General features: G+C 61.9%; 13 protein-coding genes and 1 pseudogene. 4 read left to right on the forward strand and 10 right to left on the reverse strand.

Going from position 1 to position 14,411, the window contains the following annotated elements:
- Positions 1–31: 31 nt before the first annotated feature.
- On the forward strand, positions 32–919 hold the full coding sequence (locus M8Q45_RS07610) for a DMT family transporter (protein WP_249874177.1): 888 nt from the start codon (positions 32–34) through the stop codon (positions 917–919).
- A 38-nt stretch (positions 920–957) separates the two neighbouring features.
- On the opposite strand, the gene M8Q45_RS07615 is transcribed toward M8Q45_RS07610, so the two are convergent.
- From M8Q45_RS07615 to M8Q45_RS28560, 6 genes and pseudogenes are all read right to left on the reverse strand, one after another.
- A complete protein-coding gene (locus tag M8Q45_RS07615; RefSeq protein ID WP_249874178.1) occupies positions 958–2,292 on the reverse strand; it encodes an MFS transporter in 1,335 nt (444 codons plus the stop codon).
- A gap of 83 nt (positions 2,293–2,375) precedes the next feature.
- Positions 2,376–3,311: a hydroxymethylglutaryl-CoA lyase gene (locus tag M8Q45_RS07620; RefSeq protein WP_249874179.1), complete on the reverse strand. Its 936-nt coding sequence runs from the start codon at positions 3,309–3,311 to the stop codon at positions 2,376–2,378.
- Positions 3,308–4,498, reverse strand: coding sequence for a CaiB/BaiF CoA transferase family protein (locus tag M8Q45_RS07625; RefSeq protein ID WP_249874180.1), 1,191 nt, complete (start codon positions 4,496–4,498; stop codon positions 3,308–3,310). The genes M8Q45_RS07620 and M8Q45_RS07625 overlap by 4 nt, the downstream gene beginning before the upstream one ends.
- A 111-nt stretch (positions 4,499–4,609) precedes the next feature.
- The gene (locus M8Q45_RS07630; protein WP_249874181.1) at positions 4,610–5,518 is read right to left on the reverse strand and encodes a LysR family transcriptional regulator; all 909 of its coding nucleotides are present in this window, start codon (positions 5,516–5,518) and stop codon (positions 4,610–4,612) included.
- 314 nt (positions 5,519–5,832) lie between these two features.
- Complete coding sequence (locus M8Q45_RS28555) at positions 5,833–6,687, reverse strand: methyl-accepting chemotaxis protein (protein ID WP_502940543.1); 855 nt, start codon at positions 6,685–6,687, stop codon at positions 5,833–5,835.
- 6 nt (positions 6,688–6,693) lie between these two features.
- A pseudogene (locus tag M8Q45_RS28560) lies at positions 6,694–7,776 on the reverse strand (HAMP domain-containing protein); the annotation flags it as partial.
- A gap of 269 nt (positions 7,777–8,045) precedes the next feature.
- Between M8Q45_RS28560 and M8Q45_RS07640 the strand changes: the two are divergent.
- Complete coding sequence (locus M8Q45_RS07640; protein ID WP_249874183.1) at positions 8,046–9,089, forward strand: GlxA family transcriptional regulator; 1,044 nt, start codon at positions 8,046–8,048, stop codon at positions 9,087–9,089.
- A 6-nt stretch (positions 9,090–9,095) separates the two neighbouring features.
- Here M8Q45_RS07640 and M8Q45_RS07645 read toward each other — a convergent pair whose 3' ends face one another.
- From M8Q45_RS07645 to M8Q45_RS07655, 3 genes are all read right to left on the reverse strand, one after another.
- On the reverse strand, positions 9,096–9,302 hold the full coding sequence (locus tag M8Q45_RS07645) for a hypothetical protein (RefSeq protein ID WP_249874184.1): 207 nt from the start codon (positions 9,300–9,302) through the stop codon (positions 9,096–9,098).
- Positions 9,303–9,525: 223 nt separating this feature from the next.
- Entirely contained in the window at positions 9,526–9,927 is a 402-nt protein-coding gene (locus M8Q45_RS07650; RefSeq protein ID WP_249874185.1) for a hypothetical protein, read from the reverse strand.
- A 139-nt stretch (positions 9,928–10,066) separates the two neighbouring features.
- On the reverse strand, positions 10,067–11,269 hold the full coding sequence (locus tag M8Q45_RS07655) for a YbfB/YjiJ family MFS transporter (RefSeq protein WP_249874186.1): 1,203 nt from the start codon (positions 11,267–11,269) through the stop codon (positions 10,067–10,069).
- A gap of 110 nt (positions 11,270–11,379) precedes the next feature.
- Here M8Q45_RS07655 and M8Q45_RS07660 point away from each other — a divergent pair, with 110 nt between their 5' ends.
- A complete protein-coding gene (locus tag M8Q45_RS07660; RefSeq protein ID WP_249874187.1) occupies positions 11,380–12,255 on the forward strand; it encodes a LysR family transcriptional regulator in 876 nt (291 codons plus the stop codon).
- 172 nt (positions 12,256–12,427) lie between these two features.
- Here M8Q45_RS07660 and M8Q45_RS07665 read toward each other — a convergent pair whose 3' ends face one another.
- A complete protein-coding gene (locus tag M8Q45_RS07665; protein WP_249874188.1) occupies positions 12,428–13,150 on the reverse strand; it encodes a pirin family protein in 723 nt (240 codons plus the stop codon).
- 298 nt (positions 13,151–13,448) lie between these two features.
- Between M8Q45_RS07665 and M8Q45_RS07670 the strand changes: the two genes are divergently transcribed.
- Complete coding sequence (locus tag M8Q45_RS07670; RefSeq protein ID WP_249874189.1) at positions 13,449–14,399, forward strand: GlxA family transcriptional regulator; 951 nt, start codon at positions 13,449–13,451, stop codon at positions 14,397–14,399.
- Positions 14,400–14,411 lie beyond the last annotated feature (12 nt).

The following is a 14,411-nucleotide window of genomic DNA, read 5'->3' on the forward strand; positions in this document are numbered from 1 at the left end:
GTGAAGCATTGCCCTGCATATGGAATGATCTATGAGCAATCAGTTGGACAGCGCGGCACATGCTTACGACGTTCCCAGGCCCCAGTTCGGCATTCTCCTGTGCCTTCTGTCCATGCTGATCTTTGCAGCCCAGGATGGCGTCACCAAGGTACTGGTCAAAGACCTCCCGATCGCTCAACTGGTCATGGTGCGCTATTGGGTGTTCCTGGCTTTTGCCGTCGGTTATAGCGTCTATCAGGGAAACCTGCGGACCGCGTGCCGAAGCCACCATCCTTACCAGCAGGTCATTCGTGCGCTCATCGGGGTCGGTGAAAGCGCCTTGTTCGGACTCGGGCTGCGCTATCTGGGGCTGGCGGAAATGCACGCCCTGTATGCGGTGTTCCCCTTGATGACATTGGCATTGGCGGGGGTGTTTCTAGGCGAGTTCATTGGTGTGCGTCGATGGATTGCCGCCGCCATTGGCTTCACGGGGACGCTGGTTATCCTTCGTCCCGGCTCCGGCGTCTTCGAACTGGCTGCGCTGATTCCGCTGTTGTCTGCGCTGGGTTTCGCGATTTTCAGTGTGCTGACCCGACGTATCAGCCGGCAGGACTCGTTCGCCACGAATATGCTTCACATGGGTTTTTTTGGCGCGGTAGCGATCACCTTGTTGGGCCTTCCGGGTTGGGTAGCGCCGAGCCCGGCGCAATGGGGCCTGATAGCGGTGCTCTCCATGACCGGCGTGGTGGCCCAGCTGTTATTGCTCCAGGCACTGAAGGTTGCAACGGCGGCCACGCTTCAACCGTTCAACTATTCTCTTCTGGTGTTCGCCACGCTGATTGGCCTGTTGGTCTTCGGCGAGCTACCCGACACCTGGACCGTCGTGGGCGCCTGCCTGGTGATTGCCGGCGGGATGTATGCGATCAAGGCAAAAGGGTAGCGAACGGGCAGGCGAGCCGTCCTTGGCTCGAAAGGTCGCTACTGATTCTTGTCCAGCGTCCTCAACGACTGCGGCAAGCCCCACATCAGCAAGGCCCCGGCCAGGATGCAGGTGCCGCCGATGACATACAGCGCTGGCGTGGTGCTGCCGGACATGTCCTTGATGTAGCCCACCATCACCGGGCTGACGATGCCGCCGAACTGCCCCAGGGTATTGATCAGCGCGATCCCTCCCGCGGCGCCGGCTCCTGCACCTGCGAGCAGCTTGGGAGGAAGTGCCCAGAAGGCCGGGATCGAGGCGATGATGCCGCTGCCGAGCAACGCCAAGGAAATGGTCAGCAGCAGCGTGTGGCTCGCAAAGATGCCGGCGCTGAAGAAACCGATCGCGCCGGCAAGCACCAGGCCGCAGACGAATTTGCGCCGCTCCCCGGTGGCGTCGGACCAGCGCCCGATCACAATCATGCTGATGGCGCCGCAGACATAAGGCACCGCGGTGAGCAGGCCAATGACGGTCGGGCTTTCGGTGCCGGCGCTGCGGATGAGTTGTGGTGCCCAGAAATTGAGCCCGTACGAGGCGACCTGGATGAGGAAGTAGATCAGGCCCAGCATCAGGAAGCCCGGCAATTTCAGGGCCGTCATCAATGAGCCGCCATGCTTGTGGGGTTCCTGGCTGGCGATACGACTGGCCAGGTAGGTTTTCTCGGCATCGGTCAGCCATTTGGCGTCCGTGACGCGGTCCTTGAGGGTGAACAGTACGACCAGGCCCAGGCCCACGCAGGGAATGCCACCGAGCAGGAACAACCAGTGCCAGCCGCGCATCTGCAGGACGCCGTCCATATGACCCAGGACGAGGCCGGACACCGGTGCGCCGATCAACCCGGCAAAGGCTGAGGCCAGGAACAGCGTGGAGGTGATGCGCCCGCGGTAGTTCTGTGGAAACCACAGCGTCAGGTAGTACAACACGCCCGGGGCGAAGCCTGCTTCCATGGCGCCGATGATGAAGCGCAGCACGTAGAACTGCCACTCGGCGGTGACGAATACCATCAGCGCCGTCGCGATACCCCAGGACATCATGATGCGAGCGATCCAGCGACGGGCGCCGACCTTGTAGAGCATCATGTTGCTCGGTACTTCGAACAGCACATAGCCGACCACGAACAGTCCGGCGCCCAGGCCGTAGGCGGTGTCACTCAGGCTCAGGTCGGCTTGCAGTTGGAACTTGGCGAAGCTGATGTTGATGCGGTCGAAGAACGCAAACAGGTAGCAGACCATGATCAAGGGCATCAGGCGCCACGCCACTTTTGCGATCAAGGCTTTTTCATCGTTGGCCACGGTGGCGACGCCGTCGCCCTGTGAGGTTACGGATACGGACATGAGTTTTTCTCCAGGCGAGTTTCCCTAGGGGAACCCTTTTGTTTTTGTTGTCTGGCTGGCGACCCGAGTCGCCTCGTTGTGTGTCAGTCGATGCCAGGAGGCAGCGGATGAAGGTCACGATTTCGTCCCGCCTTGGCCACTTGCCCAGGCATCTCGTGCCCGAGAAGCGAGGGCAGGGTGCGGGACAGTTTCAGCAAGTGGGGCAGGTCGATTCCGGTGTCGATGCCGATTTCTTCGCAGAGATTCACCAGGTCTTCGGTGCAGATATTTCCTGAGGCACCCGGGGCGAAAGGGCAGCCTCCCAGTCCACCGAGCGAGGCGTCGAAACGCCGGGCCCCGGCCTCGTAGGCTGCCAGCACGTTGCACAGGCCCAGGCCTCGGGTGTTGTGGAAGTGCAACGTCAAGGCACTGGCGGGAAGTCGTTCCAGCACCCGGCGTACCAGTCGGTAGACCTGGCGTGGGTTGGCCATGCCGGTGGTATCGGCCAAGGTCACGCCCTGCATGCCGAACGTTTGGTAGGCATCGACCAGGCGCATGACCACGTCTTCATCGACCGGCCCTTCGAACGGGCAGCCAAAGGTCGTCGCTACCGAGCCGTTGAGGCTGACGCCGCTGTTGCTCACCAGCGAAACCACGTCGGCGAAGGCGGCCAGGGACTGCTCGCGGGTCATGCGCATGTTGGCCAGGTTGTGGCTCTGGCTCGCTGACAGCACCAGGTTCAGTTCGTCAGCCTCGGCGTGGAGTGCCCGTTGTGCACCCTTGAGGTTGGGGATCAGCGCGACATAAATGACGCCGGGGCGCCGCGTGATGCCCTGGAACACGTGCTCGCCATCGCGCAGCGCGGGAATGGCCTTGGGCGACACGAAGGATCCTGCTTCAATTCGCGTGAAACCGGCCAGGGACAACTGATCGATAAGTTCGACCTTGTCCGCCGTTTCGACCCAGGTCGGCTCGATCTGCAGGCCATCACGGGGCGAGACTTCCTGGACGATGAGGCGTTGCGAGTAGTCGGTGATCATTGCACGACCCCTTCATTTTTTAGGCGTTGGATGGCGCTTTCGTCCAGGCCCAGTTCGCCCAGGACGGCTTGGGTGTGTTGCCCCAGGCTCGGTCCTTGCCAATTGACGGTGCCCGGTGTGGCCGACAGCTTGGGGACAATCCCGGGCATCTTTACCGCGGCACCGCCAGGAAGCTGCGCATCCAGGATCATGTCGCGCGCCTGGTAGTGCGGGTCGCTGACGATGTCCTCCACGGAGTAGATTCGCCCCGCCGGCACCTCGGCTTTTTCCAACGTGTCGAGGACCTCATCGATGGGCAGCCTGGTGCTCCACTCGCTGATGGCGCGATCGAGCTGTTCGCATTCCGCGACCCGTCCGTCGTTATGGGCGAATGCCGGATTTTCGCCCAGGTCGGGTCGCCCAATGGCGATCATCAGGCGCTTGAAGATGGGGTCGCTGTTGCCGGCGATGACGACGTAGCCACCGTCCGCCGTCGGGTAGGTATTGGACGGCGCGATGCCCGGCAAGGCGCCGCCGCTGCGTTCGCGGACATGGCCGAGCATGGCGTATTCCGGCACGAGGCTTTCCATCACGTTGAACACGCTTTCGACGAGGGAAACGTCGACGACCTGGCCGTCGCCCTGGCCGGTCTTGACCCGCAACAACGACATCAGCGCGCCCATGACCGCATGCATCGAGGCCAGCGAATCGCCGAGGCTGACGCCCATGCGCGCGGGCGGCGATTGCGGGTCGCCGGTGGTGTAGCGAACCCCGCCCATGGCCTCGCCAATCGCACCGAATCCCGGGCGGTCGCGGTAAGGGCCGGTCTGCCCATAACCGGAGATCCGCACGAGGGTCAGCTTGGGATTGAGCGCATGCAGCACGTCCCAACCCAGCCCGAGTTTTTCCAATGCACCAGGGCGAAGATTCTCGATCAGCACATCGGCGCTTTCCGCCAGTTGCTTGACGATCGCGATGCCTTCGGCGGGTTTGAGATTGAGTGCCAGGGATTTTTTGTTGCGTGACTGCAGGTACCACCAGAGCGAGGTGCCTTCATGCAGCTTTCGCCACTTGCGAAGTGGATCGCCTTGGCCAAGGCTTTCGATCTTGATCACCTCGGCACCAAATTCAGCCATCAAGCGCGCGGCAAAAGGGGCGGCGATGAGTGTCCCGATCTCGATGACGCGGATTCCGCTAAGAGCAGTCATGGTGCAGCCTCGTGTTTCTTGGAATTTGTGCCAAGACTAGGGGCTGACCCGAGGCGGATTCCAACCTTGTGTTGGAAAGGGGCGTTCGCGTTTCGCGAACGCGGCGTTGGATCATTCGCTGAGCTGAAGGTGGTCGAACAACAACCGGCTCACGGGGGACAGGGCGTCGCGCTCGCGAACCACCAGCAGCAGGGTTCGATGGGACCAATCATCGGTGAGCGGCACGACCGTCAATCCAAGGCCTTGCCCGAACAGTTCGTAGGCCTTGTACGGCAGGACGCCGATGCCCATGTTCGCCTGCACCATCCGACACACCGCGTCGAACCCCGGCACATGGATGCGCACGCGCAAGGATTCGCCGAGGGCGTTGGCGGCGGCGTGGACGCGGCTGTTGATCGAGCTCGCGGCGTGCAGGCCGATATGGTCGTATGGCAAGGTTTCCGAAAAGGCCACCTGGGCCCGGCCGGCCAATGGATGGTCAGGGCGCATGACCACGGCCAGGCGGTCGTGGCGGTAAGGCACGCTGGACAGGTCCTTGGTGTCACTGTCCATCGTGCAGATGCCCAGGTCGGCCACACCGTCGATGATCCCTTCGACCACACCGGTGCTGGGGCGCTCCTCCAGGTCGACTTTCACCCGCAGGTGGGTGGACACGAAGCTGTGCAGGTCTTCAGGCAGGAATTGGATGATGGCCGAGAGATTGGCAAGCATGCGCACGTAGCCCCTGAGCCCCTGGAGATGCTCGCCGACTTCGATGCCGACTTTCTCCACCTCGGCCAGCATGCGCCGCGCGTGGTGCAGCAATGTTTCGCCGGCGGCGGTCAGGGACATGCCCTTTGCGGTACGCGAAAACAGCGCGACGCCCAGCACTTCCTCAAGCTCCATCAAGCGTTTGCTGGCCGCCGACACCGCAATCGCCTCCCTCGATGCCGCGCGGGTCAAGGTGCCTTCTTCATGGACGCCGACGAACAGCTGAAGCGTGATGAGGTCCAGGCGTCTGATCAGTTGCTTGTGGAGCATGGAGCCTGTCCTGTTGGTTGAGCTTGCCCCGGACGTGTAACACAAAACCATTTGTGGGAGCGAGCCTGCTCGCGAAGAGGCCGGCACAGTCTATATGCTTCGTCGACTGTGACACGGTCTTCGCGAGCGGGCTCGCTCCCACATTTGATTTTTAGCGGGACCTAGGCTCTGTACGAAATGTGTTTGCGCGAAGGCCAGACAAGGCGAAACGGGGCGAGGAAGCGCAGTGTACTGGAGTACATGAGCATTCCGAGCCCCGTTTCAACGCAGTATGGGCGAGTGCGGATACATTTCGTACAGAGCCTAAGTCCGGTTCAGAACTTGAAGCGCCCCACCAAGCCCTTGAGCTGCCCGGAAATATCCGTCAAACGGCTCGAACCGGTCTGTGCCGTGTGGGCGAATTCCTCGACCAGTTGCGCATCGGAATGAATCTGGGCGATGTGCCGGTTGATGTCTTCGGCCACTTGGTGCTGTTGCTCCGCAGCGGTGGCGATCTGGGTGTTCTGGTCGCGAATCGAGTCCACCGACGTGCGGATCTTGTCGAAGCTGTCGCGGGCCTGCTGGATGCGCTCGACGCTGGTGTGCGACACCTGCAGGCTGTTCTGCATCTGGTGCGTCACTTCCTGGGTGCGTCGGGCGAGGTTGCCGAGCAGGCTGTCGATCTCGCCGGTGGAGTCGGCGGTACGCCGCGCCAAGGCGCGTACCTCGTCGGCCACCACGGCGAAGCCGCGGCCCTGGTCACCGGCACGGGCGGCTTCGATGGCCGCGTTGAGCGCGAGCAGGTTGGTCTGCTCGGCAATCGAGCGAATGGTGTCCAGGATCGTGTTGATGTTCTTGCTGTCCTGCTCCAGCGCCTGCATGGTCTGGGTCGACTGCTGCAATTCCTCACTCAGCTTCAACACGCTGCCGGTGGCTTCGCCGATGTGGTGCTGGCCGTCGTGAACGTCGCGATAACCGGTGTCGGCGCTGACGGCGGCCTGGCTGCAGGAGCGCGCGACTTCGTTGGCGGTGGCGACCATTTCGTTGAACGCGGTACTCACCAGTTCCACGGCCTGGCGCTGGCGTCCGGCGGCTTCGTTCATGTTCTGGGCGACATCGCGGGTATCGGCGGCGGCATTCTGCAGGTCGGAGGAGGCGCTGCCGATGCGTTGGACCAACTGCGCGATCATGCCCAGGAACTGGTTGAACCAGCTTGCCAGGGTGGCGGTTTCGTCCTTGCCTTGCACGGCCAGCTGACGGGTGAGGTCGCCTTCGCCTTCGGCGATTTCCTGCAGGCCGTTGGCAACGCCACGAATCGGCCGGACGATAACGCTGGCGAAGCTCGCGCCGACGATTGCGAAGACCACGGCCAGGGCGGCGGCAATAACGGCGATCAGCCAGGTCATGCTCGAGGCACCGGCCATCACTTCGTCGCGCTTGATCAGGCCAATGAAGCGCCAGCCCAGGCTCTTGGAGGTGACGATGTTGGCCATGTACGGCACGCCATCGATCTCGATCTGGGTGGCGCCATCGCTGCTCTTGGCCAGTGCGGCGTAGTTCGGGCCGAGATCGGCCAGCGGCTTGAAGTTGTGCTTGGCATCGGCGGGGTCCACCAGCACGTTGCCGCTGGCTTCCACCAACATCAGGTAACCGCTGTCACCGAGCTTGATGTTCTTGACCAGCTCAGTCAGTTGTTTGAGCGACACGTCCAGGCCCACCACGCCCACCAGTTTGCCGGCGGCATCGGTGACGGTGTGCACGATGCCGATCAACGACACGTCGTCCGGCGCCCAGTAATAGGCGTCGGTCTTCACGGTGGTGCCCGGCGCGGCGATGGCGGCCTTGTACCAAGGGCGTACGCGCGGATCGTAGTTGGAAATCTTCGGATCATCCGGCCAACTGGCGTAGCCGCCGTCCGCCAGGCCCAGGGAAAGGTAGGCGGTGGTCGGGTGGCTCTTGGCGAACTGATCGAAAATCGCCAGGAGTTGTTTGTTGTTCTCGGTCAGCGGAATTTGCGCAGCGTCAGCGCTGGAATAGTTCTTGAGGTCCTTGGCTGCGACGATCCGCGGATCCTTGGCGAAGAATTCGACGTTTTGCATGATGCCGTCGAAAAACTGCTTCATGCCGTTGTCGATCTGGCGGATCTCGCGACCGCTGCTGTCCAGGAAGTTGGCTTGTGCCGCATCGCGCAGGTTCAATACCACGAGCACCGCCACCAGGATCACCGGCACGCAGGCAATGGCCGCGAACGCCCATGTCAGCTTCTGTTTGATATTCATGACTTCTCCCGCAGGTATTTATCGGTGTTGGAACGGCGGAAACATTAGCGGTGAGCGTTGCGAACTCTGGAAGGGAAAGCGCCCATGCCTACCCATAGGCTATCGACCAAGGTCGTATTCCCTTGAGACTGCCATTTGTCGGAGGTCGTTATCGCTGACAGTGATGTCGCGCAGGCGATGGTCGCTTGGGTGGTTAATCGGGAAGATGGCAGGGTTCGGGCCGTGTGCCCGGCTCCGGTCCAGATCGCCTTCCTGTCTCCCGAGGCCCCATGCCAAGCGCATTCGAAAGCGTACTCAAGAACAAGAACATGGCCTATCGGCCCCAGGGCGCTGCGTCGCCCGGCCAGGCGCCGGTCCGTGTCGCGTTTGTATTGATGGACAATTTTTCGATGATGTCCTTTACCGGCGCGGTGGACGCGCTGGTCACCGCGAACCTGATGAGCGACATGCCGCTTTATGAAGTGTTGACGGTCGGCGCGTCGGGCGGGCAGGTGACGAGTGACCTGGGCATCGTCATTTCGGCCGATGCCGAGCTGGCGCAACTGCCGGACAACCTGGACGTGCTGATTGTCGCCGGCGGCTTTCGCGTCAAGCTGCAAGGCTCGCCGTTGCTGCGGCGCAAACTGCGCGCCAACGCAACCTCTGGCGCCTTGTTGGGCGGGTTGTGGAACGGCGTGTTTTTTGTCGCTGACGCGAATCTGCTGGACGGCTTCGAATGCGCGGTCCATCCGGAAAGTCGCGCGACCATGGCCGAAATGTTCCCCCTTGTGAAGGTCTCCAGCCGCGCTTATGTGGTGGATCGCGAGCGCGTCAGTTGCGCGGGCGCCAACAGTTCGCTGCGCATGATGCTGCAGTTGATTCGCCGCACGGGTGGGGAAGCGCTGGTGGGGGCGATCGAGGAGATCCTGCGCTGCGACGAGTCGGGCGACGACGCCAGCGACCTGCCGCCGATCTTCGTCGAGACGGACCCGACGCTGCCGCAAAGTCTCAAGCTGGCACTGGAACTGATGTGGCAGAACGTCGAGGAGCCGTTGACGATCGATGAGCTGGCGGCGTGCGTCAAGGTGTCCAAGCGTCAACTGGAGCGGCGGTTCTGCCGGTTTCTCGGGGCGACCCCGACGCGGTATTACCTGGAACTGCGCCTGACCCGTGCGCGCCAGCTCATCCAGCAGACCAATCGATCAGTCACGGAAATCGCCGTTGCCACGGGCTTTGTCAGCTCCCCGCATTTCCAGCGACGTTTCCGGGATTTTTTTGGTGTTCCGCCCGGCAGCTACCGCTCGGCGTTCGGGCGAAAACACGTATCGCAATGAGCCGTATCAGGCCGTGCGCATCCGCTGGACGACGTACAGGACGATACAGCCCGTGGCACACAGCCAGATGATGGAGCCAAAAGCGGCGGCTATGAGGGAAAAGTCGGAATCCAGTTCGATCATCCCCGGGACGGCGTAGACGAACCAAAGCAGTGAGATCAAGACGTAGCCCAGCGATGACATCAGCAATTCGAATAGCTTTCTAGCGTGCATCAAGATTCCCCGCCCGCCGATCAAGGCGGGTGTTCAAGCGATCGGTCAGGTTGGCTTTTTTTCTGTCTGGGCAGAAATAAAAGAAGTCTTCGAGCAGTTGATTGGCGAGCCGCAAGGCCTTGCCAATCAACTGCGGGACATCCAATGTCCGAGAGCTTCAGGAACTCGTTCTGCAATCGCCTTCGCGGCTACGAATGGTAGCGTTGAAGGCCAGCGATTAGATTCAGCTCTTGTCGTCCAATAAATCTTCGGTCGGCAATTCTTCTGTCTGCGAGGCGGTCAAGGTCGTGCCCTTGCACAGCACCTTGCCCACTTCGTCGGCGATCGAACCGTCTATGATCCGGCCTTGCATCTGGTCGAACTCGGCTTTTTCAACACCTTCGACGCTGTTGTACATGCCCATGTGACGGACATTCCGGTTGGCGCAATCAAGTTCGAGCCTGGTGTAATTCGTGAAATAGGCACCGGTTCTTCGTACCGTTGCCTGCACAGCCGAACCCGTTTCGACGAACGAGACGATGGCGTACTCGGCATTCGAATCATCGTAGCTGTACTGGATCTGCTGTACGTCTGCTGTCGCTGGGCAAGCCGCGAGGACAGCGACCAGAGAAATAACCCTTTTCATTCTTTTCTTCCGTGAAAGGACCTACGACAGAGGATGATGGCCAAGTGAAATCATTTTGCTTGGCTTGTCGGAGCGAGTCAACATTGCAATATGATGGCAATGCTGACCGCTGGTCGGACTCCGACGAATTTGCGGAACTTTAAGCTTTTGTGTCAGACACCGCAATGCGAGGAATGTAGTCGAACAAAAAGGCAATGACAACCGCGCCAGCGGAAATCAGGAAGAGCAACGCATGGTGCCCGCCACTGGCGTTGAACAGCGCGGAATAGGCGAAACCGGCGACCGCCTGGAACGTGGCGAATGACACGGTTGCACGGCTCCAGGCCACCTGTTGGCGGTGATGGTTTGGCACCAGTTCATGCACCCGCGCCAGGGCCAGCGGCACGATACCCGGCGGAAACGAACCGATCAGCACCGCCAGAACCGCCAGTGCCAGGAACGTCTGCGAAACTGCCAGCAAACCCAGGGCAACGGCCTGCACGGCGAGCACCAGGCGAATGCTTCGGCGCGCGCCCAGATGATCCGCGAGAAAGCCATAGCTCACGGGCCCGATAATCGCGCCGACGCCGTACATCACCCAGACCAGCGCACCGACATGCGCACCGGCCTTCAGGCCACGGGTCACGTAATCCACCAGGAACACCATCGCCGGTACCAACCCGGCCGCCATGAAAGCGTATTGGGCGAACAACAGATAGACGGCTCGGGGCGTGGTGTCTTCCGGCGTGCTGTGTTTCGCGGCGGCCACGTGGGGCAGATCCTGCGGCCAACCGAACCAGCTCAGCCCGGTCAGCACCAGCGACAGCACGCCGAGCCCCAGCCAAGTGGCCTCAAGGCCCAGGCTCAACAAGGGTGGCACGATCGTCCCTGAGCCCGCGATACCCAGCCCGATCCCGAGGAAAATCGCGCCGCTGGCCAACCCTCTGCGCGCGGCGGGTACATGGGGCAGCACGGTCGCGGCCACCAGCACCATGATCGCGCCACCGGCAATTCCCGACAGCAGCCGCCAGGCGAAATACCACGTCACCGACAGTGGAAAGGCGCAGGCGAAAAACGCAGCGGTCACCGCCAGCATCATCAACCGCAGCGCGTTTTTATGGGGCAGTCGCCGAGCCATGGGCCGACCGAGCAGGGCGCCGATCAGGTATCCGACGAGGTTGGCCGCGCCGAGGTAGACCACGTCGCCCGCGCTGAACCAATGCGCCTCGATCAGCGATGGAATCAAGGGGGTATAGGCGAATCGCGCCAAGCCGATACTGACGAGGCTGGCGCAAAGACCGGCGAATATTGGCAGCCAGATGCCGCTTGGAGGTGAGTCGAGCGCTGCGGATGATGTACGCATGATGGCGATCCCGTGAGAGGTTTATGGCGCCCAGCATATCGGCTATCGTTGTTGCGTTTATGCAGCGATTACGCGGCACAGCGATGCAGTTATGCATCACCGGAGGATGGATGAATTGGGATGACGCACGGGTGTTCCTGGCGGTCTGTCGAGAGTCGACCTTGCGTGGCGCCGCACGGGTATTGGGGGTGGACCAGGCCACTGTCGGGCGGCGTATCGTGGCGCTGGAGAAATCCCTGAGCGCGGCGCTGTTCCTGCGGACCCCCGACGGTTATGCCTTGACGGCAATGGGCGAAGCCGCGCTCAAGTCCGTGGAAAAAATGGAGCAATCGGCGCTGGAGCTGGAGCGACGGATCCAGGGCCTGGACGATCGCTTGATCGGCAACGTGCGCGTGGCCACGACCGATTCGCTGGCGATCGATTTCCTGATCCCGGCCATTGCCCGCCTGCATCAACGGCACCCCGATGTGCGCGTGCAACTGGACGCCTCCACGCAGATCATCAGCCTGGTCAAGCGCGAAGCGGACATCGCCGTGCGCAACACCCGGCCAGACAATCCTGACCTGATCGCCCGGCGGATCGCCCGTTGGCCGGTGGGGCTTTTTGCTTCGCGCGATTATGTAGCCGCCCACGGGGAGCCGACGCCCGGTAGCGCATTCGAAGGCCATGACCTGGTGGTCTATCAGCCGTACTTGCAAGGGCAGAAGGAGTTCACCCTGGTCGCCGAGCCGGTCAGCCGGGGGCGGATCGTTGCCAGCCTGAGTTCAAGCCTGCTGGTGCGGCGGTCGATTGCGGCGGGTATCGGTGTCGGGGAAATCCCGGTGTACATGGGCGAGCGTGATGGCTTGGTGCGCCTGTGGCCGGAACGCACGCGACCGCTGCCGTACGAGGTCTGGTTGGTGACGCACGCAGACCTGCGCCACACGGCGCGGGTGCGGGCGGTGATCGATGAGATCGTCGGGGCGTTTGCCCAGGAAAACGAATAACGCGCCGGAGCGGCCACCCATTCAATGTCAAAGCTCCACTATGGAAGACCTATTATGAAGGACCCATTGTGGGAGCGAGCTTGCTCGCGATGGCGTCAGGTCAGCCGATACTCATGGGGCTGACCCTCCGCTATCGCGAGCAAGCTCGCTCCCACAGGGGTTAAAGGATGCTTCATGGCATTTGCGGCAGTTCCTGTGGCCGCAGGTCAAACACCAGCACCTCGGCATCCTGGCCATTGCCCAGTGTCAGCGCCTGTTCCTGGCGCACCCGCACGCCATCGCCTTCCTGCAACCGCACGCCATTGAGTTCGACGCTGCCCCGGGCCACATGGACATAGGCGTAGCGATCGGCGGCCAATGCCAGCGTGGCGCTTTCCTGGCCGTCGAACAGCCCGGCATACACCCGTGCGTCCTGGCGAACGTGAAGCGATCCCTCGGCGCCGTCCGGAGAAATGATCAGTTGCAGGCGACCGCGTTTCTGTTCGGGGCTGAAGTGCTCCTGCTGGTAGCGCGGCGTGGCGCCGACGACATTGGGCACGATCCAGATTTGCAGGAAGTGCACCGGCTCGTCGGCACTGTGGTTGAACTCACTGTGCGCGACGCCACTGCCGGCACTCATCAGTTGCACGTCGCCCGGGCGAATGACCGAGCCGGTGCCCAAGGTGTCCTTGTGCTCCAGCGCGCCTTCGAGCACGTAGGAAAAGATCTCCATGTCCCGGTGCGGGTGCTGGCCGAAGCCTTTGGCGGCGGCAACCCGGTCATCGTTGATGACCAGCAGGTCGGAAAAACCTTGTTGGTTGAGGTCGCGGTAGCTGGCAAAGGAAAAGGTGTGGAACGAGGTCAGCCAGCCATGACGAGCGATGCCGCGATCTGACGCTTTGCGAAGAGTGAGCATGAAGATTCTCCTGGTTCTGTGGGCGTTGGCCGTGGCCGTTCGCCGGGTTCAGAAGAAGATTAATGGTAATCGACTTATTCAATAAGCGGCTCAATGGCGAAATACTGTCCGGCCTGAGTGGACAATCTCGCAGCGGGCGCTTGGCTTCGTCATAATGCCAGCCGATGATCCTTGTGGGAGCGAGCTTGCTCGCGATAGCGGCGTGTCAGGTGCATGGATGCCACTGGAAGGACGCTATCGCGAGCAAGCTCGCTCCCACAGGGTCCGGCATGTTCTTCTCGATTTTGGCGTCTTTCCCATGAAAACCGTTGCAATGGTGCTGTTCCCTGATTTCCTGCTGCTCGACATGGCCGGGCCGCTCGAAGTGTTTTCCATCGCCAATCGTTTTCTTGCTCCCGACCAGCACTATCAACTGCTGACCCTGGGCACCGAGCGGGGCCCGTTGCGGGCCTCCAACGGGGTGACGGTCCAGGCCGATTTCCACATCGACCAGGCGTGGGCCGCCTATGACGTCTTGCTCGTGCCGGGCGGTCCTGGCGCCTATAACGATCGCCATCCCGGCTTGCACGCCTGGCTCCGGGCCGCGGCGCTACGGGCCACGCGCTACGGCTCTATCTGCACCGGTGCCTTCGTGCTGGGCGAGGCGGGCCTGCTCGACGAACACCGCGTCACCACCCATTGGCATTACACCGAGCGCCTGATCCAGCGTTTCCCCAAGGCGCTGGTCGAGACCGACAAGATCTACCTGCAGGACCGGCGCCTGATCACCTCTGGCGGTGTCACAGCCGGTATCGACATGGCGTTGTCCATCGTCGCCCAGGACTATGGACGAAAGATCGCGCTGGACGTGGCCAAGGTGCTGCTGGTGGTGATGAAACGCCAGGGTGGTCAGGCACAGTTCAGTCCGCTGGTGGCGGCGGTGGCGACCCAGGAGTCGGCGGTTACCCGCGTGCAGCACTACGTGATGGAGCATTTGGAAGAGCCGTTCACCATCGAGCGCATGGCGGCGTTGGCGGCCATGAGTTCCAGGCACTTCGCCCGGCTCTTCGTCCGGGAAGTGAAGATGACCCCCATGGAATTCCTCCAGGGCGCGCGCATCGATCGAGCGCGCCAATTGCTCGAATCCACCGACTTGCCGCTCAAGACCGTGGCCTTTCGCAGCGGGTTCGGCAGCGTCCGCCATATGCGCCTGCTGTTCAGCGAAAAGCTCGGCCTGACCCCGGTCCAGTACCGCCAGCAGTTCAGTTGAGCCGTCGGTGTC

The sequence above is a fragment of the Pseudomonas sp. T1.Ur genome, from assembly GCF_023516725.1.
GTDB classification, from domain to species: domain Bacteria; phylum Pseudomonadota; class Gammaproteobacteria; order Pseudomonadales; family Pseudomonadaceae; genus Aquipseudomonas; species Aquipseudomonas alvandae.